Source organism: Croceicoccus sp. Ery5 (assembly GCF_020985325.1).
Classification (GTDB): Bacteria; Pseudomonadota; Alphaproteobacteria; order Sphingomonadales; family Sphingomonadaceae; genus Croceicoccus.
This window is the reverse complement of record NZ_CP087587.1, coordinates 52,435-73,347: the sequence shown is the minus strand read 5'-3', so window position 1 is coordinate 73,347 and position 20,913 is coordinate 52,435. Positions and strand designations below refer to the sequence as shown.

19 protein-coding genes are annotated in these 20,913 nt (G+C 63.9%); 4 read left to right on the top strand and 15 right to left on the bottom strand.

The genetic code is table 11. From position 1 onward, the window contains the following. Window positions 1-125 precede the first annotated feature (125 nt). The 3 genes from purH to rpe form a co-directional block, all read right to left on the bottom strand. Complete coding sequence (purH, locus tag LOZ74_RS00300) at window positions 126-1,718, bottom strand: bifunctional phosphoribosylaminoimidazolecarboxamide formyltransferase/IMP cyclohydrolase (protein WP_230292407.1); 1,593 nt, start codon at window positions 1,716-1,718, stop codon at window positions 126-128. Window positions 1,719-1,860: 142 nt separating this feature from the next. Continuing rightward, window positions 1,861-3,753 carry a heparinase II/III family protein gene (locus LOZ74_RS00295; RefSeq protein ID WP_230292406.1) on the bottom strand — a complete coding sequence of 631 codons (1,893 nt, stop codon included), beginning with the start codon at window positions 3,751-3,753 and terminating at the stop codon, window positions 1,861-1,863. 7 nt (window positions 3,754-3,760) lie between these two features. Further along, on the bottom strand, window positions 3,761-4,423 hold the full coding sequence (gene rpe, locus LOZ74_RS00290; protein WP_230292405.1) for a ribulose-phosphate 3-epimerase: 663 nt from the start codon (window positions 4,421-4,423) through the stop codon (window positions 3,761-3,763). A gap of 165 nt (window positions 4,424-4,588) precedes the next feature. Between rpe and LOZ74_RS00285 the strand changes: the two genes are divergently transcribed. The 4 genes from LOZ74_RS00285 (at window position 4,589) to LOZ74_RS00270 (ending at window position 9,554) form a co-directional block, all read left to right on the top strand. After that, complete coding sequence (locus LOZ74_RS00285; protein WP_230292404.1) at window positions 4,589-6,292, top strand: ABC transporter ATP-binding protein; 1,704 nt, start codon at window positions 4,589-4,591, stop codon at window positions 6,290-6,292. 134 nt (window positions 6,293-6,426) lie between these two features. Beyond that, window positions 6,427-6,939: a DUF2141 domain-containing protein gene (locus LOZ74_RS00280; RefSeq protein WP_230292403.1), complete on the top strand. Its 513-nt coding sequence runs from the start codon at window positions 6,427-6,429 to the stop codon at window positions 6,937-6,939. A 69-nt stretch (window positions 6,940-7,008) separates the two neighbouring features. After that, window positions 7,009-8,244, top strand: coding sequence for a M20 family metallopeptidase (locus LOZ74_RS00275; protein ID WP_230292402.1), 1,236 nt, complete (start codon window positions 7,009-7,011; stop codon window positions 8,242-8,244). Continuing rightward, entirely contained in the window at window positions 8,241-9,554 is a 1,314-nt protein-coding gene (locus tag LOZ74_RS00270; protein WP_230292401.1) for a Zn-dependent hydrolase, read from the top strand. Before LOZ74_RS00275 ends, LOZ74_RS00270 begins: the two co-directional genes overlap by 4 nt. Here LOZ74_RS00270 and LOZ74_RS00265 read toward each other — a convergent pair. The 12 genes from LOZ74_RS00265 to LOZ74_RS00215 all read right to left on the bottom strand — a co-directional run bounded on the left by LOZ74_RS00265 (window position 9,551) and on the right by LOZ74_RS00215 (window position 20,782). Beyond that, complete coding sequence (locus tag LOZ74_RS00265) at window positions 9,551-10,792, bottom strand: Nramp family divalent metal transporter (RefSeq protein ID WP_230292400.1); 1,242 nt, start codon at window positions 10,790-10,792, stop codon at window positions 9,551-9,553. The genes LOZ74_RS00270 and LOZ74_RS00265 overlap by 4 nt on opposite strands. Window positions 10,793-10,802: 10 nt before the next feature. Next, window positions 10,803-12,740 (bottom strand): asparagine synthase (glutamine-hydrolyzing), encoded by a 1,938-nt coding sequence (gene asnB, locus LOZ74_RS00260; protein ID WP_230292399.1) that lies wholly within the window; start codon window positions 12,738-12,740, stop codon window positions 10,803-10,805. Window positions 12,741-12,767: 27 nt separating this feature from the next. Further along, window positions 12,768-13,865: an aspartate carbamoyltransferase gene (locus tag LOZ74_RS00255; protein WP_230292398.1), complete on the bottom strand. Its 1,098-nt coding sequence runs from the start codon at window positions 13,863-13,865 to the stop codon at window positions 12,768-12,770. Further along, the gene (locus LOZ74_RS18205; RefSeq protein ID WP_255671131.1) at window positions 13,862-13,984 is read right to left on the bottom strand and encodes a hypothetical protein; all 123 of its coding nucleotides are present in this window, start codon (window positions 13,982-13,984) and stop codon (window positions 13,862-13,864) included. Before LOZ74_RS18205 ends, LOZ74_RS00255 begins: the two co-directional genes overlap by 4 nt. Beyond that, window positions 13,981-15,405: an urea transporter gene (locus LOZ74_RS00250; protein ID WP_230292397.1), complete on the bottom strand. Its 1,425-nt coding sequence runs from the start codon at window positions 15,403-15,405 to the stop codon at window positions 13,981-13,983. Before LOZ74_RS00250 ends, LOZ74_RS18205 begins: the two co-directional genes overlap by 4 nt. Further along, window positions 15,398-15,802, bottom strand: coding sequence for a hypothetical protein (locus LOZ74_RS00245; RefSeq protein WP_230292396.1), 405 nt, complete (start codon window positions 15,800-15,802; stop codon window positions 15,398-15,400). Before LOZ74_RS00245 ends, LOZ74_RS00250 begins: the two co-directional genes overlap by 8 nt. 260 nt (window positions 15,803-16,062) lie before the next feature. After that, window positions 16,063-17,544: an NAD(P)(+) transhydrogenase (Re/Si-specific) subunit beta gene (locus tag LOZ74_RS00240; RefSeq protein ID WP_230292395.1), complete on the bottom strand. Its 1,482-nt coding sequence runs from the start codon at window positions 17,542-17,544 to the stop codon at window positions 16,063-16,065. After that, entirely contained in the window at window positions 17,541-17,855 is a 315-nt protein-coding gene (locus LOZ74_RS00235) for an NAD(P) transhydrogenase subunit alpha (RefSeq protein WP_230279473.1), read from the bottom strand. Before LOZ74_RS00235 ends, LOZ74_RS00240 begins: the two co-directional genes overlap by 4 nt. 14 nt (window positions 17,856-17,869) lie before the next feature. Further along, complete coding sequence (locus tag LOZ74_RS00230) at window positions 17,870-19,030, bottom strand: NAD(P) transhydrogenase subunit alpha (protein ID WP_230292394.1); 1,161 nt, start codon at window positions 19,028-19,030, stop codon at window positions 17,870-17,872. An 83-nt stretch (window positions 19,031-19,113) separates the two neighbouring features. Continuing rightward, the gene (locus LOZ74_RS00225) at window positions 19,114-19,749 is read right to left on the bottom strand and encodes a CoA transferase subunit B (protein ID WP_230292393.1); all 636 of its coding nucleotides are present in this window, start codon (window positions 19,747-19,749) and stop codon (window positions 19,114-19,116) included. After that, complete coding sequence (locus LOZ74_RS00220; RefSeq protein ID WP_230292392.1) at window positions 19,749-20,075, bottom strand: DUF5076 domain-containing protein; 327 nt, start codon at window positions 20,073-20,075, stop codon at window positions 19,749-19,751. The genes LOZ74_RS00225 and LOZ74_RS00220 overlap by 1 nt, the downstream gene beginning before the upstream one ends. After that, complete coding sequence (locus LOZ74_RS00215; RefSeq protein ID WP_230292391.1) at window positions 20,075-20,782, bottom strand: CoA transferase subunit A; 708 nt, start codon at window positions 20,780-20,782, stop codon at window positions 20,075-20,077. Before LOZ74_RS00215 ends, LOZ74_RS00220 begins: the two co-directional genes overlap by 1 nt. Window positions 20,783-20,913: the final 131 nt, after the last annotated feature.

The window sequence follows — 20,913 nt, the reverse complement described above, 5'->3', positions numbered from 1 at the left end:
CGATGCTTTCGCTTCAGTCTGAAATATGGTTACCGCTTCTACCGGCGGTCCACTGAAAAAAGGGTGAACGGCGCTGTCGTGCGCCGTTCATCAACGTAACCGATTGTCGCGGGAAACCGCCGCGATCAGTGACGGAAATGGCGCATGCCGGTGAACACCATGGCAAGGCCGGCTTCGTCGGCAGCGGCGATCACCTCGTCATCGCGGATCGAACCGCCGGGCTGAATCACTGCGGTCGCACCCGCCTCTGCCGCCGACAGCAGGCCGTCGGCAAAGGGAAAGAACGCATCCGACGCAACCGCGCTGCCCACGGTCTTGGGCTCGGTCCAGCCATAGGTGTCGGCGGCTTCCTTCGCCTTGACCGCGGCGATCCGCGCCGAATCGCGGCGGTTCATCTGGCCTGCGCCGATGCCTGCCGTCTGGCCGTCCTTTACATAGACGATGGCGTTCGACTTCACATGGCGCGCCACGGTCCATGCGAACAGGCAATCCTTCAGCTCCTGATCCGTTGGCGCACGCTTGGTGACGACTTTCAGATCCTTGGGATCGACATGGGCGAAATCGCGATCCTGCACCAGCAAGCCGCCTGCGATCACCACTTGCGAAACCCCGCGGCGGCGCGGATCGGGCAGTGAAGGCACGACCAGCAGGCGCAGATTCTTTTTCTTGGCAAAGATCGCCTTGGCCGCATCGTCGGCACCCGGGGCGACGACGACTTCGGTGAAAATCTGCGTGATCTTTTCCGCCGTCGCCGCATCCAGCGGGCGGTTCACGGCGACGATACCGCCGAATGCCGACACCGAATCGCACGCCAGCGCCTTGTCCCACGCCTCGGCCAGATTTTCGCCCACGGCGACGCCGCAGGGATTGGCGTGCTTGACGATCACCACGGTCGGCGGGCCGTCCGCGAATTCGGCCACCAGTTCCAGCGCGGCATTGGCGTCGTTATAATTGTTGTAGGACAGTTCCTTGCCCTGAAGCTGCTCGGCCTGCGGCAGGCCGACGACATGCGACCCCTCGGGCACATAAAGCGCGGCTTCCTGATGCGGATTTTCGCCATAGCGCAGCGTGGTCACCAGTTTCGACGCCATGGCGCGGCGCGGCGGGAACTTCATCTGCTGGTCGGCATAGGCGAACCATTGGCTGATCGCCGCGTCATAGGCTGCGGTGGCGGCAAACGCCTTGGCCGCCAGCATCTTGCGAAACGCATAGCCGGTGGAGCCGTCGCCCGCGTCCATTTCGGTAATCAGCGCGCCGTAATCGGCGGGATCGGTCACGATCGAGACATAGGCATGGTTCTTGGCGGAAGAGCGCACCATCGAAGGGCCGCCGATGTCGATATTCTCGATAATCTCGTCGCGGTCGGACCCCTTGGCGACGGTTTCGACAAAGGGATACAGGTTGACGACGACCAGATCGATCGCGCCGATGCCGTGATCTTCCATCGCCTTGGCATGGGCGGCATCGTCGCGCACCGCCAGCAGTCCGCCGTGCACCTTGGGGTGTAGCGTCTTGACGCGGCCGTCCATCATTTCGGGAAAGCCGGTCAGCTCCGAGATATCCTTGACCGCCAGCCCCGCATCGCGCAGCGCTTTGGCCGTGCCGCCGGTGGACACCAGCTCGACATTGCGGGCAGCCAGCGCCTTGCCCAGATCGACCAGCCCGGTCTTGTCCGAAACGGACAGCAGGGCGCGGCGGACGGTGACGGGGTTTTCCATGGGTTCGTGGCTTTCGTGACAGCGGCGCCTGTGCGCCATATGTGCGCGTGCGCTTAGGCGCGGAGGCGCCAATCATCAACCGCCGATTGTGACGTTTCGGGGACGGGGACACGAATCCGGCCCGTTTGGGCCAGCTTTCGCATCAGCCCATCTTGCGCAGCGACCAGTGGACCATGTCGCCCTCGCGCCCGACATCGCCGGTGACGACCAGTTGCAGCGTCTGGCGCGGCTGTCCCCCGCCATCGACCCACAGGCTGTCCTCTATCGCCAGACCCGGTTCGTCGACGCGGAACTGCCAGTATGTGCCATCGGGGAGCGCCAGCATCGCGCCGCTGCCGCCATCCTCTGTCTGCACGACGTGATCGGCCGCGACATTGGGGCCAAGGTGGAACCGGATCGCGAAATTATGACTGCCGCGCCGCGCCCGCTTGCCGCGCGGCATCAACGCGTCCTGCCCTTCCAGGATGGACCCGTCATCGGCCAGCGCCAGCCGCCGTTCGTGATACAGCCCGTGCCGCGCGACATAGCCGTCGTGACTGGCGATCATGATATGCGCGCCTTGCGCCCGTTCGCGGTCGAACGTGACCGATTTGACGCCGCTGCCCAGCCTGCCGTCGGCCTCGACCGCCGTCGAATCGCCTTCGCCCAGCATCAGCGTGCTATGCGCGGCGGTAGAGCGCAGCCCTTCCTCGATCCGGCGCGGAACGGCACCGCCCGCCATGGACGCGCCGCCGCAATTGACGAAGATACGCTCGGTCCCGTGGCTGAATTCGATGGCAAGGGTCGATGCGCAGCCGCCATGCGCCTCGCGCCCCGACGGCGGGGGCGCGGCATCGAATTGCAGGACAGCCTGTTTCGCGGCCAACCGCTGGAAACCCCAATGCCCTGCCTCTCGCAACGGGCGCGCATGCGGGTCCGCCGCTTCGCACAGGGTCAGCAAACGGCGCGCACCCATCGGGGCACAGCCCTGCCAGCTGCCCAGCGACCCGTCGGCATGCGCCAGCGCCAGCAGGGGCGGTGTCATCAGCCGCAGCATCGTTTCGATCTGCGAGGGCGGTTCGCGGCGGCATGCGCGATAACACGCGACCAGCCGCAGCAAGGCCGCGATGGTATCGATCTGGTCGTCGGGGCTGCGCGACAGCATGCCGCCATCCTCGCCCACCGCATCGCCCAGCGTGGCGATCAGCCCGGCCTCTCCATACAGGCGGCGCGGCTTGCCATCAGGCATCAGAAGCCCAGCGGCGGTTACCCCTGCCCATGCGAAAATCGCGTCCTGCGGCAGGTTGCGGCGGCGCGCCTGCCGGTCAAGCCAGAGCGCGGTATCGGACATATGGCGCAGCAGCGCGGCGCGGAACGCACGATCCCCGCCCGACAGGATCAGCGGCGCATGCACCAGCCAGCCCAGCAGCCGTTGACCCGCGACCCCCGCCTGCCACGCAGGCCCCTCGCCCACGACCGGATTGGCCAGCAGCCAGCGGCGCATGATGTCTTCGGCCACGGGGGCCAGCTTGTCGCGCGTGCCGGCAGCCTCCAGATCGGGAAGCCAACTGAAGCCGTGGATCGCGCGCGCAATCGGCGGGGCCAGCTTGGCCGAGCTGAAATCAAGGTTCTCGATGCTCAGCCTTTTGCCCGCGATCAGGAAATGGCCCGCGCGCAGCGCCATGCCGGCGGGCCGTTCCCCCGGCAGCGGTTCGGCCACCGTCGCCAGCAGGCGCATTTTCGAAGGCTTGTGAAACGGCCGCACCAGATTGCGCGCCGAAATGCCGCGCGCATAAAGGAACCGCATCGTGCGGTCGATCGGCCCCAATGTCGGCGGCGACAGATCGGCCAGCCCCAGCTCTCCGTCTCGCGGCGGAGGCGGCGCGGATGAACCCTCTGCATTCATCCGCGCGGACGGACCCGAAGCCGGTTCGCCCGCATCATCCTCCACCCAGCCGCCATCGCCGCCGGTGCGGGCAAGCGGAATGCCGCGCCGACCGGCCGATCCCGATTGTGCATCGGGCCCGTCGCGCAAATGGGATGGATGGAATGCCATCGGGTGATCAGTCTCCGCCCTTCAGCGCGGCGATATTGGCCGCATATTGCGAAGGCCCGCCCTTGAACGTGGCGCTGCCCGCGACCAGCACATCGGCGCCCGCATCGACGCACAGCCGCGCGGTTTCGGCATTGACGCCGCCATCGACCTCCAGCCTGATGTCGCGGCCCGTCTTGTCGATCATGCGGCGCACCGCTTCGATCTTTTTCAGTTGCGAATGGATGAAACTTTGCCCGCCGAAACCGGGATTGACGCTCATCACCAGTACCAGATCGATATCGTCGATCAGATAATCGAGCATTTTGGCGGGCGTGGCGGGATTGAGCGAAATGCCCGCCTGTTTGCCCAGCCCCTTGATCGCCTGCACGGTGCGGTGGATATGCGGCCCCGCCTCAGGGTGGACGGTGATGATATCGGCACCGGCCGCCGCGAATTCTTCCAGATACTGGTCGATCGGGCTGATCATCAGATGGACGTCGAAAACCTTGTCCGAATGCGGGCGCAGCGCCTTTACCACGGCGGGGCCGATGGTGATGTTGGGTACGAAATGCCCGTCCATCACATCGACATGGATCCAGTCCGCACCGGCAGCGTCGATGGCGCGCACTTCCTCTCCCAAACGGGCGAAATCGGCGGACAGGATCGAGGGCGAGATGAGTGGTTTCGGCATGAATCACGATTAGTCCACAGGGGCGAAGCGTCACAAGCAACATAGCCGTTTTTTTCCACACGCTCCCCCCGGTTCGTCCCTTATGGAGACAGTTTCACTGGCTGGGCCGGTCTTCAATCGCGACCACCCGTGCCAAGCGGTGCAAATGCGGTTAGGAAAGGGGCGATGATCCGATCGCTTTTCCGCCATGTGCCCCAACTTTTGCGTGCGATTCCGCCGTGGCAGATGGCCCTGCTGGTCGCGCTGATTCTCGCTTCGGCGCTGACAGAGGGTGTGGGCCTGCTGATGCTGGTGCCGATGCTGTCGGCGCTGTCGGGCGGGACACTAGCGGCGGGGTTGCCCGATTGGGCGGCGGCGGCATCGGGCGCATTGGCAGCGCGGCTGGGCCTTGCCGGACTGCTGGCGCTGTTCGTCGCGCTGGTGGCGGCGCGGGCCATGCTCAACTTCCGCCTCGCGCTGGTGCAGGCGCGCAGCCAGTATGCGGTGGTCGACGCGTGGCGCAGCCGCATCTATCGCGCGTTGCTGGCAGCGGGATGGCCGCATTTGTCGGCCATGCGCCAAGCGGACAATACCAGCCTGCTGATCCAGCTGGTTGATACGATCGGCGATGGCATCTTCCGCCTGCTGGTGCTGGCGACCAGCGTGGCGACACTGGCAGTCGTCTGGCTGGCGGCCTTTGCCCTGTCGCCCGTGACGGCGCTGGTGGGGGCCGCGGGCGGGCTGGTGGTGGTGATGCTGTTCGCGCGCTTTCGCCGCCGCGCCCGCGCATTGGGCGCCGATGTGGTGCGCGAAATCGGCGCGTTGCAGGACGAAGCGCAGGAATCGCTCGGCGCGCTGCGCCTCATCAAGTCTCACGGGCAAGAGGATATAGCCGCGCGGCGCCTTGCCGAAAATGTGGGCGCCTTGCGCCGCGCCCAGCTGGCGATGATCGGCACGACGGCGGGCAGCCGCGCCCTGTTGCTGACGGGCGGGGCCGTGGTGATGGCACTGGTCGTCTGGGTCGCATTCGCGCAGGGCGTGTCGCTGGCGGTGCTGTTGCCGCTGGTCGCGCTGTTCGCGCGGTCGGTGCCGCTGCTCGACGCGTTGCAGACGGGGTTGCAGCACTGGTCGCATGCCCTGCCCGCCATCGAACGCGCCGAAACCCTGCTGGCCGGGGCGCAGGCCGCGCGCGAGCCCGATTTGCCCGCCACTCCGGTTGCGCGCCCGACGCGCGAGATTGCGGTGACCGGCGCGACTGTGCGCCATGCGGGGCGCGATTTGCCCGCGCTGGACGATGTTTCGCTCACCCTGCCCGTCGGGTCGATGACCGCGCTGGTCGGCCCGTCCGGCGCGGGGAAAAGCACGCTGGCCGACCTGTTCGGCGCGATGTTCGCACCCGATTCGGGCGGGCTGTCCCTCGACGGGGTGATGCTGGACGGCGCATCGCTGGTCGGATGGCGGCGCCGCGTCGCCTATCTGCATCAGGAACCGGTGCTGTTCCATGCGACGATCCGGCAAAACCTGACATGGGCCCGCCCCGACGCGGACGATGCGGCGCTGTCAGAAGCGCTCGACAAGGCCTCGGCCCGCTTCGTGCTCGACCTGCCCGACGGGCTGGACACGATGGTCGGCGATGCGGGGCGGCGCCTGTCGGGCGGAGAGCGGCAGCGCATTGCCCTTGCCCGCGCCTTGCTGGGCGATCCGGCGCTGCTGATCCTGGACGAGGCGACCAGCGCGCTGGATGCCGCCATCGCCCGCGCCATCGCAGCGCTAAAAGGGCAATGCACCGTGCTGGTCATCGGCCATCGCGGGGCGCTGACCGGTCTGGCCGACCGTATCGTGACGATAGAGGGCGGGCGGATCGCGGACCGCAAGCCTTCTGCCAGCTAAACGGCAAATTCAGCGCCTATTCACGGCATTTGCGGCAAAAAACACGCAATATGCGACCGGACTTGACGATTTTTCGCGCACCACCATCTGGCCGCCCACCCCCTTTTTCCCTTTCACAGCAGAGCCATTTCCGCATGACCCCGACCCCTGTTATCAAGCACCGCCGTTCGCTGGCTGCCAGCGGCATCGCCGCCCTGACTTTGGGCGCGGCCGCGCTGGTCCCTGCGCCCGCCATGGCCGCCCCCGCAGGCTGCGAAGGCGACACAAGCGGCGCAAGCTGGGTCTTTCTGGAAGCGCAGAACATGCGCAATGCCAAGGGCTGGCTGACGGTGAAAATCTATAACAACGCCGACGATTTTCTGGGCAGCGGCGGTTCGATGGACGTGATCCGCGTACCCGCAAAGCCCGGCAACCAGCGCATCTGCATGAAGCTGCCCGAAAACGGCACCTATGCGTTCTTCGTCTATCATGACGAGGATATGGACAAGAAGCTCAACTTCAACTTCCTGAAAATGCGCCCGACCGAGGGTGGCGGCTTTTCGAACAATCCCGATATGGGCAGCATCCGCCGCCCCAGCTGGAAAGAAACCGCGATCCGCATTTCCCGCCCCGGCCTCGCCACGCGGGTGACGGTGAAATACCCGTAACCTGCCGGTTTCGCGCGCGGTTCCGGGCGGGCTTTGCCTGTCAGGCGGGGAAATGTTAGCCCTGTTTGCATGAACATTCACACGACTCCATCGCATGGCGCCGCCCCCTCTCTGGCAGAGGCGGCAGAGGCGCTGGGCGGGGAGATCGTGGCGCTGCGCCGTGCGATCCATGCCGATCCCGAACTGGGTCTGGAAACCCCGCGCACATTGGCCAAGGTGAAAGAGGCGCTGGCCGATCTGCCGCTGGAATGGCGCGAGGGGCCGCAAACGACCGGCGCGGTCGCCGTGCTGAAAGGGCGCAACTCAGGCCGGCGCGTCGTCCTGCGCGGCGATATGGACGCGCTGCCCCTGGCCGAGGAAACCGGCCTGCCCTTTGCGTCGCGGATCGACGGACGGATGCATGCCTGCGGACATGACGGGCACACCGCCATGCTGGCAGGTGCGGCGCGGCTGCTGGCAGCGCGCGCGCAGGACTTTGACGGAGAGGTCTGGTTCATGTTCCAGCCGGGCGAGGAAGGTTTTGGCGGCGGGCGCATGATGGTCGAGGACGGGCTGCTGACCGACGAAAACGGGCCGCCCGATGCCGGTTTCGCCCTGCATGTCATGCCCAATGCCCGCCACGGCCAGATCGCCTGCCGCGCAGGGCCGCTGATGGCAGCGTCCGATACGCTGCAGATCGTGGTGAAGGGCGCGGGGGGCCACGCCTCTCTGCCCCATGGCGCTGCCGATCCGATGCCCGTCGCGGCCGAAATCGTAACCGCGCTGCAATCCATGGTCACGCGCCAGTTCGACGCGGGCGAGCCTGTCGTCGTCACCGTCACGAGGATCGAGGCTGGGCATGCCGACAATGTCATCGCCGACAGCTGCATCATGCGCGGCACATTGCGCACCCTGTCGGAAGAAACCCGCAGCCGCCTGCCGCAAGCGATCGAACGTCTGGCGACGCATATCGCCGCCGCCCACGGGCTGTCGGCCGAAGTGACGGTCAGATCCGGCTTTCCCGTCACGGCCAACGACCCGCGCGCCTTTGCCCTCGCGCAGCAGGTTGCCACGCGCGAATTCGGGGCGGAAAGCTTTCAGGTGCTGGACCGGCCGCTGATGACGGCAGAGGATTTCAGCTATGTTTTGAACCATGCGCCCGGTGCGATGCTGTTCCTTGGCGTCGCCCGCGAAGGGGATGACTGGACGCAATGCTGCGGCCTGCATTCGCCGCGCATGCATATGGACGAAACCGCGCTGCCGCGCGGCGCGGCGCTGCTGGCCGCGCTGGGGCTGGAGGTTTTGCAGAAAGGCCTTTCCACATGACCACCCCCGACGGATCGAACCTGCCCCGGATCGACATCGGCCGGATCGAATCCGACATCAACGCCATCGCCCGCTTCGGCTTTAACGAAGAGGATCGCGGCGTGTACCGGCAGGGTTTTTCGGCGGAAGACATGGCCGCGCGCCAATGGCTGCGCGATCGGATGGAAGAGTTGGGGCTGGCGCATCGCATGGATGGCGCGGGCAATGTGATCGGGCGTTTCGGCGGCGGATCGTGGGACGATAAAGACGCCAAACCCGCCATCGTCATCGCCTCGCACCTCGATTCCGTGCCCGCGGGCGGCATTTTCGACGGTGTGCTGGGCGTGGTCGCGGGGCTGGAAGTGATCCGCACCATGCAGGACGCGGGCATTACCCCGAACCATCCGATCGAAGTGATCGCCACCAGCGAGGAGGAAGGCCGGTTCGGCGGCATGCTGGGCGCGCAGGCGCTGACCGGCAATCTCACCCGCGAATGGCTGGAAAACGCGGCGGACGAACATGGTCTTGCCCTGAAAGACGCCATGGCAGAGGCGGGGCTGGATTACCTGCAGGCCCTGCACGCCTATCGCCGGCCCGAAACATTGCATGCCTTTCTGGAGCTGCATGTCGAACAGGGGCCGGTTCTGGATACCGAAAAAACCACCATCGGCGTGGTCGAGGGGATTTCGGGCGTGTTCAAATGGATGGTCAAGCTGAAGGGCAAGGCCGACCATGCGGGCACCGCGCCGATGCACCTGCGATCCGACGCGCTGATGGGCATGGTCGATTTCGCGCATGAAATCCCGCGCATCATCGACGAGGAGGGAACCGACAAAAGCCGCATCACCATCGGCCATGTCGCGCTGAAACCCGGATTTCCGCATACCGTGCCGGGCGAAGCCGATTTCACCATCGTCGGCCGCGATCTGGACGAGGACGTGATGAAGCGCCTTGCCGATGCCTGTCGCAAGGTGCTGGAATCGATCTCGCGCCGCCACGGGCTGAAATTCGATTACGAACAGATGAGCTGGCTTGCCCCCGCCTATTGCGACGAGGGGATCGTCGCCATGATCGAGCGGAATACCAAGGCGCTGGGCTATAGCTATAAGGTCATGCCGTCGGGTGCCGGGCACGACGTGCAGTTCTTCACGGCGCTGACCCGCACCGGCCTGATTTTCGTGCCCAGCGTGGGCGGCATCAGCCACGCTCCCGATGAGTGGACGCATTGGTCCGATATCGAGCGCGGAGCCCAACTTTTGTGCAACTGCGTGATGGAGCTGGCATGCGCTGCAGAACAGCCATTGCCGGTGGGCCAGCTTGCGTCGGGCTAGGCGGCGACGAACAGGCCCCATAATTGCTGCCCCGCCAGTACGACGAACAGCAGGGCCGAACCCGCCAGCATCGCGTTTGACAGCCAGCCGTTGCGCGCTTCTGCCGGCAGGGTCTTGCGGTTCAGCAGCAACAACAGGGTGATCGCCAGAAATGGCATGAACAGTGCCCCGAACGCGCCATAGATCACCGCCAGCAGAAACGGTTGCTGCGCGTACAACAGCACCATCGGCGGAAAGGTCAGCCATGCGGCATAGGCGCGGAACGGTGCGCTGCGTTCGGGCGGACCATCGCCCTGCGGCCGGTCGAAGAATTGCGCGTACCAGTCGGTGAAAAACAGGCTCATCCCGTGCCACACGCCCAGCACCGACGAAAAGGCCGTGGCGGCGAAACCGACAAGAAAGGCCGTGGCAATCGGCCTGCCAAAGCGGTCTTCCAGCACATTCGACAGGTCGAGCAGACCCCTGTCCCCGCTCTGCAAGGCGATGCTGGCGGCATAGAGCAATTCGGCGCCGACAATCATCATGGCCACCACGAACACACCGGTCAGAATATAGGCGATGGCATTGTCCACCCGCATCAGCGGCAGCCAGCCGGTGCCGTTCCAGCCCTTGGCCTGCGCCCAATAGCCATAGGCCGCGGTGGTCACCGTGCCCCCGACCCCGCCGATCAGGCCCAGCGTATAGAACAGCGCGTTTTCGGGCAGCGCAAAGGCCAGCCCCGACAATAATCGGGGCACGTCGGGCGCCGCCAGTGCGGCAAGGCTGACGATCACGACGAACATCACGCCGACCAGGATCTTGATCAGCCCCTCCAGCCGGTCATATCGGTTGAAGAAGACGAATGTGAAACCCGCCAGCCCCGTCAAGATCGCCCAGCCCGTCAACGGCAGCACCGGAAACAGGGCAGCCAGCGGCAGGGCGGTCGCGCTCATCGCGGTGGCGCCATAGATGAAGCCCCAGATCACCACGTAAATACCGAAATACCAGCCGGTCCACCGGCCCAGCGATTGCCAGCCCGCCAGAATGGTCGATCCGGTGGCAAGGTGATAGCGCGCCGACCCTTCGGACAGCGCGATCTTGACGATACAGCCGACGATGGCCGCCCACAGCAGCGCATAGCCGAAACGCGACCCCGCGATCAGCGTCGCGACCAGATCGCCCGCCCCCACGCCGGTTGCGGCCACGACGATGCCGGGGCCGATGTGGCGCCAGATACTGCCCGACGGTTGCGCGCTCATAAACGAAGTTTCAGATCAGCTCCTCGATCGCGTGCAGGGCGATCGCATGGTTCAGGATGATATCCTTGCGCGTATTCGCAGTGTGATCGTCCGATTGCTTGTATTCGGCAATCGAGGCGCGCAGCTTTTCCTCGTCGAAAATGCCGTGCCGGGCGATTTTTTCGGACGACAGCCATTTGTCGAGCAGCATGTCGATCTCGCGCCCCTTTTCCTCGCTGGTATGCGCGGGCGGCGCCATGAAGGCGAATTTCTCGCGCTTGTAGAGCACTTCGGGCAGCACGTGCTTCATCGCCTCGCGCACCACCCATTTCTCGATCCCGTCGCGGATGCGGACGCCGGGCGGGATGCGCATGGCCAGTTCGGCGACATGATGGTCGAGGAAGGCGGGGCGCGATTCAAGGCTGTTGGCCATATCCACACGGTCGCCGCCCCAGTTCAAAATCTGCCCCTCCAGCATGGTCTTGATCCAGCTGTATTGCACCTTGTCCAGCACGTGCCGCCCGTCGAGCATGTCCTTGTCGAGCGAATAGGCAATCGCCGCGACCGGATCGTAACCGTCGAGCTTTGCAAGGAATTCATCCGACAACAGCGGCTTGACCCGTTCGTAAACCAGCATCCATGGCTGGATCCAGCTGGGGGTAAAGCCCATCACCTCTTCAAATGCGGGGTGGCTGATCGTCTGTTCGGCCAGCACGGAGCCGGAGAAGATCTTGTTCCGCTCCTTCATCTCGGCGCCTGCGGCCGTTTCGGCATAGGCGGGATCGTGCAGGAAATAATCGGCCTTGAACTGGGCATAGCCGCCGAACAATTCGTCGCTGCCTTCGCCTGTGATCACCACCTTATAGCCGTTTTCGGTCACATGCTTCGACATCAGCATCTTGGCGACGCCCAGCGTGTTGTAGAAGGTGCGTTCCGAGTAATAGACCGCATCCTCGAAATTCTTGCCGTAAAGATCGGTGGCGGACACGCGCAATATGTCCTGATCGGCGCCGACCATTCGGGCCATTTCGGTCGCGATCGAGGTTTCGTCGTATCGCGCGTCGTCAAAGCCGATGGTGAACGCCTTCACCGGCGATTGCTGGATCGCCGCCGCCATGCCGAGGATGGAGCAGGAGTCGATCCCGCCCGACAAATAGCAGGCAACGGGCACATCGGCCTCCAGCCGCAGGGCGATGGATTCGACCAGCGCGCGGCGGACATTCTCGATATGCTCCTCATCGGGCAGATCGTCATGCTGGCCATCAAGCGGGAAGTCGGCATCCCAATAGCGGCGCTCGTCCACTGTGAACCCGTCGCCGGTCTTTTTGATGACCAGCATATGGCCGGGCTTGACCGCCCTGATGCCCTTCCACAATGTCATGCCCGGCACCATGACCTGCATCATCTGGTGCAATTGCGCCTTGGGATCCAGTTCGCGCGGCACATCGGGATGGGCCAGCATCGCCTTGATCTCGCTGCCCCAGAACACGCCATTTTCACCCACATGGTAAAACAGCGGCCTGATGCCGAACCGGTCGCGCACCAGAATAAGCTGATCTTTCGTCTTGTCGAACAAGGCAAAGGCGAATTCGCCGCGCAATTCGTGCACGAAATCAAGGCAATGCTTGTCATACAGCTTGATCGCCAGCTCGCTGTCGGACTTGGTGTTAAAGCAATAGCCGTCGGTGCGCAGCAGGCCGCGGATGCGCTTGTAATCATAGAATTCGCCATTGGCGGTCAGCACCAGATCGCCGGTGCCGTCGTCGTCGCGCCCGAAGATCGGCTGGTCGCCTGAATTCAGCCCGATGATCGAAAGCCGCGTGTGGATCATGGCAAGGCCATGCCCCTCATCGACATGGAAACCGCGCCCGTCCGGCCCGCGATGATACAGCGCATCGGCCATTTTCTCGGCCCGGGCCATGGTTTCGGGATGATGGTCGCGGGCCCAAAGCCCGGCAATTCCGCACATGGGCGATCCTTTACTTGATAGCTCGCGTTACTGGATGAGTTCTCTGGGTACGATATTCCGCACCCGTCCGAATATGGCGAGCAGCAGCGCCTGACGCAGCCAGACCGCGCCATCCGCCTGATTGAAATAGAGGTTGTGATCGGTGTTATCGAGGCACACACCCAGCTCCTCCCCGCGCGCCAGCGGGTGCAGAATGACCGTGTCGGGCTTCATCTGGCTGTCCGCCGACAGCGAGAATTCGTCCCCGAAAAAGCGGTAGCCGTCGCCCAGAAAAGCGATCGCATTCATATATATGACGTCGAGATATTCGAGGCTTTGCTTCAGATTGCGGCTGAAATCGATGGTGATCGGGCTGGCATTGGTCAGCGCGCGCAATTCATCGCCCAGCGGGTCCGCCATTTCCGAAAAGATCGTGATATGGTTGATATTCCTGTGAAACAGCAGCGCCAGGGTGAGAAAGCTTTTCACCGTGCGCATGTTTCCGGGCGTGCCAATGATCCCGATGTTCAGCCGGAACTGTTCGGGCAACTCCCCAAAGGCCAGCTCGGGTCGCCATTTCATCAGTGCAAACCAGTCGGCCAGCGCCTGTGTCGGATGTTCGTCTGACCCGTTGCCGCCGTTGATCAGCGGGATGCGCATATATTCGGTCAGCTGTTGCAGCGCTTCCTGCTGCGTGTGCCGCACCACCACCACATCGGCATAGGAATTGAACATCTGCCCGATGTCGCGCATCGATTCGCCCTTGGCGACGCCGGTGGTCTTGGCATCGGCAACGGACAATGTCTTGCCGCCGACATGCAGCATGGCGCTTTCGAACGACAGGCGCGTGCGCGTGGACGGTTCGAAAAAGGCGGCCGCCATGATCTTGTCGTCCAGCGCATGGCCCGCCGGAAACTTGCGCAACTGCAGATAGGCCGCCAGCTTGGACAATTCCTGCATCAGCGGCAGATCGAATTGCGCGGCCGACAGGATCGAACAATGGTGCAGCCGGTCCAGCACATCCAGATCGAGCTTGGGCGACATTTCCAGCAGGTCGCCGGGGTCGGGGCAATTGCCCAGCACCCCCGCCTTGCGCGCGGGATCGGCGCGATGGTCAAGCTGGCTGGCGGATTGGATATCGTTCACCAGATCGACCCCGATTTCGCATCCCTGACCAGCATCGCCGCCAGCGCGGTGGCCGATATGGCGCACCAGCCCAATGCGGCCCAGACCGCGACTTCAAGGAATCCTGCAGAAAAACTCATGCGTCCTCCCTCAACCGCGCCCAATCGAACCGGTTCCGGCCCATCGCACTGGCCGCCAGCACCCAGACCATGGACACGGCGGTGGCAATCGTGGTCGCGACGAACCAGCCGATGGTGAAATAGCATATCAGCCCCGCGCCCGCGCCCAGCACCATGCCGCCCAGCGCGCCCGCCGTATTCGCGCGCCGCCAGTACAGTCCGGTGATGATCGGAAAGATCATCGCCCCCACCAGCGGACCGGCGAAAAACAATACGCTGGCCAATGTGCCGATGCGCGGCGCGCACAACGCCCATGTCAGCACGCCCAGCGCCAGCGTGATCCATTGTGCCGCAGATTTCAGCGCCGCGGGCGAGGCATCGGGCCGGATCAGGCGGCGCCAGATATCTTCGGTGACCAGATCGCTGGTTGCCGCCAGCAGGCTGTCGATACTGGAGGCGAGCGAGCAGAACACGATGATGAAAATGCCCACTGCCCCCGCCGTGCCCAGCACTTGCGCGATCACCAGCGGCGCGACCATGTCGCTGGACGGTACGGCCACGCCCAGCGAGCCCGATGCCAGCGCGATGAAACCGGCGGCAACCGGAATGGGCAGCCAGATCAGCCCGCCGATCAGAAACGCCTTGCCGCCAACCCCCTGGCGAAAGGCAAAGGCGCGGCTCCACCACACATTATTGTGAAAAACCTCTCCCAATCCGAACAGCAGATTGTTGAAGATCGCCATGATCGCGGCGGGGAACAAGACGTCCAGCAGGGCAGGCTTGTTCGCGGAAAGCTCGGCGTGGATTTCACCGACCGACACTTGCGACAGGACCGCGACGCCCACGATGACGATGCCGATGATGATGATCAGCGTCTGGATGAAATCGGTCCCGATCACCGCGCCCAGTCCGCCGCGCATGGTGTAAAGCACGCACACGCCCAGAATGACCGTCATTCCCCAGACGTAATCGATGCCGGCCAGCGCCTCCAGCAATATGCCGCCTGCCATCGCCATGCTGACCAGCCATGTCAGCGAATAGAACAGGGTAAAGACCAGAAACACTGCCCATGCCGCCCGGCCGTATCGCAGGCGGAAGAAATCGCCGCTGGTATAGCCATGGGGCATCAATGTGCGGATGCGCACCGCCAGCGGCGCGAACAGGATCAGGCCCAAAGAAGCGGTGGAATAGGCGATCATGCCCCACACGCCCAGTTCCAGCGCGAATTGCGGGGCGAGCATGGTGGTGTTCGACGTAATCCATGTGGCCGCCGCCGTCGCCGACCCCAGCGCCAGCCCGACATTGCGGCCCGCCAGCGCGTGATCCTCAAAGCTCTTGTTGCGGCGGCCCCAGTAAATGCCCAGCCCCACCCACAGCACGCTGAACAGCGCGAGCAGGATCCAGCCGAGCGTGGGGTCGAGGAAAATCGTGCGTTCAGTCACCGCGGCTACCCCGCAGGATCACTGCCAGAACGGTCAGGAACACGACACCACCCAGCAAGGTCAGCAAAAGCGCGCGCGACAGCGACTGATGGCGCACTTCCAGCACCAGCTCGTCCGTTACGACGCCATGTTCGGGCGCGATGCTGACCGTGTAATCGCCATCGGCAAGGCCGGACAGAAACAGCGTCTCTCCGCGTCCGCCGAACAGCGGGCGGGTGTTGCCCTTCGGTCCGGTGATGGCGATTTCGACGGGCCCGTCCGCCTGCCATGTCAGGCTGGCCTGACCGGTATCGCTGGCAAGGGGATCGTCGCCGGTAAAAACAGGTTGCGCCGTGGCGGCGGGAACGAGCAGGGATGCGGCCAGCGGCACCAACCCTGCGCGGGCGGCGCGTGTCACGATAGATGCCCTGCGTTCTGCGATCCGGCTTGCTCCGTTTCCCTGACTTCCGCAACCGACCTATCAAAGCTGACCCGCAAGGGCCACCGGCAGCGGGCATTTTATCCCGCTGCCGATGTTTGCCCGACAACTCGAACCTGATTCAGTCCAGGGTGGAGAGAAAATGGTGGTTTCTGAGAACCGGCGCGCAGCGTACTAAAAGTACGTGAGCACCGGAAGCGCAGGAAACCGCCATTTGCAACCCTCCATGGACTGAATCCTTAGTCCGCGAGGGACTTGTTGATCTCCTCCACCATCTTCTTGGCGTCGGAAAGCAGCATCATGGTCTGGTCCATATAGAACACGTCATTGTCGACACCGGCATAGCCGACGCCGCCCATGGAACGCTTCAGGAAAAAGACCTGTTTCGCCTTGCCCACGTCGAACACGGGCATGCCGAAGATGGGCGAGGACTTGTCGGTCTTGGCCGCCGGATTGACCACGTCGTTCGCGCCGATGACAAAGGCCACATCGGTCTGCGCGAACTCGCCATTGATGTCCTCCAGCTCGAACACTTCGTCATAGGGGACATTGGCTTCGGCAAGCAGCACGTTCATGTGGCCCGGCATGCGGCCCGCCACTGGGTGGATCGCATATTTGACCGTGACGCCCTTTTCTTTCAGCAAGTCGCTCATCTCGCGCAGCACGTGCTGGGCTTGTGCGACCGCCATGCCATAGCCGGGGATGATGATGACCTGCTCGGCCTGGCTCATCATAAAGGCCGCATCCTCGGCGCTGCCGCGCTTCCACGGCCGGTCGACCTTGGCACCGCCGCCCGCACTGCCGCCGCTGTCGTCGGCACCGAAACCGCCCGCGATGACGGAGATGAAGCTGCGGTTCATCGCACGGCACATGATATAGGACAGGATCGCACCCGATGCGCCGACCAGCGCGCCGGTGATGATCATGGCCGTATTATGCAGCGTAAAGCCCATCGCCGCCGCCGCCCAGCCCGAATAGGAATTGAGCATCGAGACGACCACCGGCATATCCGCCCCGCCGATCGGGATGATCAGCAGGAAGCCGATGATGAAGGCGAGCAGCAGGATAACGGGGAATACCCAATCCGGCGCCGGATTGGCATGCGCGAACATCGCCGTCAGGATCAGGATCGCCGCAAGAGTGCCCAGATTGATCACGTGCCGCAGGGGCAGCATGATCGGCGCCCCGCTCATATTCCCGTTCAGCTTCAGGAAGGCGATGACCGAGCCGGAGAAGGTGATCGCACCGATCGCCGCGCCCAGCGCCATCTCGACCCGGCTGACCGGACTGATGACCAGCGTTTCAAGGCCGCTGGCATCCCAATGCGGCACCAGAATCCCGAACGCACCCGGATTGGCATAGGCTGCGCCCGCCACCAGCACGGCGGCAAGGCCGACCAGCGAGTGGAACGCCGCCACCAGTTGCGGCATGGCGGTCATCGCGATCCTGCGCGCGATGATGAAACCGATCGTGCCGCCGAAAAAGATGGCGATGCCGATTTCGGGCAGGCTGGCAATGTCATGCGTGACCAGCGTGGTGACCACGGCGATCAGCATGCCGACCATGCCGTAACGGTTGCCCGCACGGCTGGTTGCAGGGCTGGAAAGCCCGCGCAGCGCCAGAATGAAGCAGACGCCCGCGACCAGATAGGCCAGCGCGACCCACGGGTTCACGCCATGCGTATCCGCGCCCGCGGCGGCAAGGAAGTTCATGAGGTTCATGCCTCACCTCCTTCGGCCTTTTTGGGGGCACGCGGCTCTTTCTTTTTATACATCGCCAGCATGCGTTCGGTGACCGCAAAGCCGCCGAAGATATTGACGCTGGCCAGCACCACGCCGACCAGACCCAGCCATTTGGCGACAACGCTGCCCGCCTCTGCCGAGGCGATCAGCGCACCGACGATGATGACCGACGAAATGGCATTGGTCACCGCCATCAGCGGCGTGTGCAGCGCGGGCGTTACCGACCACACCACGTAATAGCCGACGAAGCACGCCAGCACGAAAATCGACAGGATCGCGATAAAGTCCATGTTCGTTCTCCCCCTTAGCCCAAAAGCCGTTCGTGGACGATCTTGCCGCCCTGCGTCAGCCGGATGGCATTGCCGATTTCCTCATCCAGAACCGGCCCGCCCGCTTCCTTGTCCCAGAAGGCGGAGACGAAATTGAACAAATTGCGCGCGAACAGGGCCGATGCGTCGGCCGCCAGATGCGCGGGGGTGTTGGAAAAGCCGATGATCTTCACGCCATGCTTCTCGACGGTCTGGTCGGGGACCGAACCCTCGACATTGCCGCCCTGCGCGACGGCAAGGTCAAAGATCACGCTGCCCGGTTTCATCGTGGCGATCTGCGTATCGGTGATCAGGCGGGGCGCGGCGCGGCCCGGGATCAGCGCGGTGGTGATCACGATGTCCTGCTTCGCGATATGGCTCGATACCAGTTCCGCCTGCGCAGCCTTGTATTCGTCGCTCATCTCGGTGGCATAGCCGCCGCTGCCTTCGCCCTCGATCCCCGCCACTTTCTCGACGAAGATCGGCTTGGCACCCAGCGACTTGATCTGCTCTTTCGTGGCGCTGCGCACATCGGTGGCCGATACCTGCGCGCCAAGGCGCTTGGCCGTGGCGATCGCCTGCAAACCGGCCACGCCCACGCCCATCACGAAGACGCGCGCGGCCTGAACCGTGCCTGCCGCCGTCATCATCATCGGGAATGCCCGGCCATATGTATTGGCACTTGCGATCACCGCCTTGTAACCGGACAGGTTAGACTGGCTGGACAGCACATCCATCGATTGCGCACGTGTAATGCGCGGCATCAGTTCCATGGCCAGCGCTTCATAGCCGGCCGCCGCATAGGCATCGGTCAGCGCACGGTCGCGGAACGGATCGAACACGGCAGCGACCCTGGCCCCCGCCTTCGCGCCCGACAGCAGCGCCACATCGGGCGCCTGCACACCGAATACCCAGTCCGCCCCTGCGATGGTCGCAGCCAGATCGCCGACCTGCGCCCCCGCTTCCCGATAGGCTTCGTCGGTAATCGCGGCATTCAGCCCCGCCCCGCTTTCCACCCTGACCGTCGCGCCCAGCGCGATCAGTTTCTTTGCCGTTTCCGGGCTCAGCGCGACCCGTGTCTCGCCATCGGCACGCTCTTTCAGCGTGGCGATGACGGGGCCTGTCGCACCGCCGGCAACATCATTGGCATTGGCCATGCCTGTCGTTCCCTCTTTTATTTTTGGTCAGCGGCCTGTCGCTCTCCAGTTCCGGAGACCGCCTCCCCCCAAGTGATCCGGTATCAATCCGTATAATGCGCCGTCGTCTTGGCTTTCACCTCGTCCGCCGTGACTCCGTCGGCCAGTTCGATCAGCCTGAACGGGCTGTCATGGTCGGGCCGCTGGAACACGCAAAGGTCGGTGATGATCATGTCGACCACGTTCTTGCCCGTCAGCGGCAAGGTGCACGACGGGATGAATTTCGGCGCGCCCGATTTGGAACAATGCTCCATCACCACGATGATCTTCTTGACGCCCGCGACCAGATCCATCGCGCCGCCCATGCCCTTGATCATCTTGCCGGGGATCATCCAGTTGGCGATATCGCCGTTCTCGGCCACTTCCATCGCGCCCAGCACGGTCAGGTCGATATGCCCGCCGCGGATCATGCCGAAACTGGTCGCACTGTCGAAATAGGCGCTGCGGTCCAGCTCGCTGATCGTCTGCTTGCCCGCATTGATCAGATCGGCATCTTCCTCTCCCTCATAGGGAAAGGGACCGATGCCCAGCATGCCGTTTTCCGATTGCAGAGTTACCTCGACACCGGCGGGAATGTGATTGGCGACCAGCGTCGGGATGCCGATGCCAAGGTTCACGTAAAATCCGTCTTGCAGTTCCTTTGCCGCGCGGGCGGCCATTTCATCGCGGTTCCAAGCCATTATTGCGGCCTTTCGTAATCTTGTACGGTGTCGAGACCGGTGGTGTTGGTCTCACGCTCCATATCGACGCCTGCCCAGATGCGCCGCAGCGCTTCCTCTTCGCTCAGGCCATGGCACTGGGCATAGGCGCGCGCGCCGTGGCGGATCGAATCGACCAGCAGCATGCCGAACATCTCGGGCATCTCCAGCCGGTCGGGCTGGATCAGGCAGGTGGCGGGGCCATCGGGTTCCACCCACAGGCGGGCGACTTCCTGCGAATTATTCAGGAAATCCATGCCCGCAATGTCGATCGCACCGGCATGGACCGCCGGTTTGCGGCCGAACATCAGGCAGCCTCCCGCGGGCGGGTCGTCACGAATTCGATCTTCTTGTCATAGGGCGCGCCGACGATCATGCGCTGCACGTAAACGCCGGGCAGATGGATGCAATCGGGGTCGAGGCTGCCGGTCGGCACTACTTCCTCCACCTCGACCACGCAGACCTTCCCGCAAGTCGCGGCGGGCACGTTGAAATTGCGCGCGGTCTTGCGGAACACGACATTGCCGCTTTCATCCGCCTTCCACGCCTTCACCAGCGCCAGATCGGCAAATATCCCGCGTTCGAGGATGTAATCCTCCCCGTTGAAGCTTTTGACTTCCTTGCCCTCGGCCACCTGCGTGCCGACGCCGGTCTTGGTGTAGAAACCGGGGATGCCCGCACCGCCCGCGCGCATGCGTTCGGCCAGCGTGCCTTGCGGGCAGAACTCTACCTCAAGCTCTCCGGCCAGAAACTGGCGTTCGAATTCCTTGTTCTCCCCCACATAGGACGAGATCATTTTCGATACCTGCTTGGTGCGCAGCAGCTTGCCGATGCCTTCATTGTCGATACCGGCATTGTTCGACGCGAACGTCAGGTTCCTGACCCCGCTGTCGCGCACGGCATCCAGCAGCCGTTCGGGAATGCCGCACAGGCCGAAACCGCCGCTGGCAATCAGCAGCCCGTCTTTCAGCAATCCGTCCAGCGCGGCAGCGGCATCAGGATAGAGTTTCTTCATATCGCGAAAAGTCCCGTCTCCGTCTTTCGAACCCGACCGGGCCGGTGCGGTCCATGCGATACGCAGGCCACGGCTGGCGGTTTCGTCTTTGTCTTTTCATTGCGGCGCCGCGGCGGGCGCCTGTTCCGGCG

Excerpts from the sequence above, each read along its gene's own strand:
- purH (WP_230292407.1), bottom strand. The coding sequence starts at position 1,718 with ATGGAAAACCCCGTCACCGTCCGCCGCGCCCTGCTGTCCGTTTCGGAC.
- LOZ74_RS00295 (WP_230292406.1), bottom strand. The coding sequence starts at position 3,753 with ATGGCATTCCATCCATCCCATTTGCGCGACGGGCCCGATGCACAATCG.
- rpe (WP_230292405.1), bottom strand. The coding sequence starts at position 4,423 with ATGCCGAAACCACTCATCTCGCCCTCGATCCTGTCCGCCGATTTCGCC.
- LOZ74_RS00285 (WP_230292404.1), top strand. The coding sequence starts at position 4,589 with ATGATCCGATCGCTTTTCCGCCATGTGCCCCAACTTTTGCGTGCGATT.
- LOZ74_RS00280 (WP_230292403.1), top strand. The coding sequence starts at position 6,427 with ATGACCCCGACCCCTGTTATCAAGCACCGCCGTTCGCTGGCTGCCAGC.
- LOZ74_RS00275 (WP_230292402.1), top strand. The coding sequence starts at position 7,009 with ATGAACATTCACACGACTCCATCGCATGGCGCCGCCCCCTCTCTGGCA.
- LOZ74_RS00270 (WP_230292401.1), top strand. The coding sequence starts at position 8,241 with ATGACCACCCCCGACGGATCGAACCTGCCCCGGATCGACATCGGCCGG.
- LOZ74_RS00265 (WP_230292400.1), bottom strand. The coding sequence starts at position 10,792 with ATGAGCGCGCAACCGTCGGGCAGTATCTGGCGCCACATCGGCCCCGGC.
- asnB (WP_230292399.1), bottom strand. The coding sequence starts at position 12,740 with ATGTGCGGAATTGCCGGGCTTTGGGCCCGCGACCATCATCCCGAAACC.
- LOZ74_RS18205 (WP_255671131.1), bottom strand. The coding sequence starts at position 13,984 with ATGAGTTTTTCTGCAGGATTCCTTGAAGTCGCGGTCTGGGCCGCATTG.
- LOZ74_RS00240 (WP_230292395.1), bottom strand. The coding sequence starts at position 17,544 with ATGAACCTCATGAACTTCCTTGCCGCCGCGGGCGCGGATACGCATGGC.
- LOZ74_RS00235 (WP_230279473.1), bottom strand. The coding sequence starts at position 17,855 with ATGGACTTTATCGCGATCCTGTCGATTTTCGTGCTGGCGTGCTTCGTC.
- LOZ74_RS00230 (WP_230292394.1), bottom strand. The coding sequence starts at position 19,030 with ATGGCCAATGCCAATGATGTTGCCGGCGGTGCGACAGGCCCCGTCATC.
- LOZ74_RS00225 (WP_230292393.1), bottom strand. The coding sequence starts at position 19,749 with ATGGCTTGGAACCGCGATGAAATGGCCGCCCGCGCGGCAAAGGAACTG.
- LOZ74_RS00220 (WP_230292392.1), bottom strand. The coding sequence starts at position 20,075 with ATGTTCGGCCGCAAACCGGCGGTCCATGCCGGTGCGATCGACATTGCG.
- LOZ74_RS00215 (WP_230292391.1), bottom strand. The coding sequence starts at position 20,782 with ATGAAGAAACTCTATCCTGATGCCGCTGCCGCGCTGGACGGATTGCTG.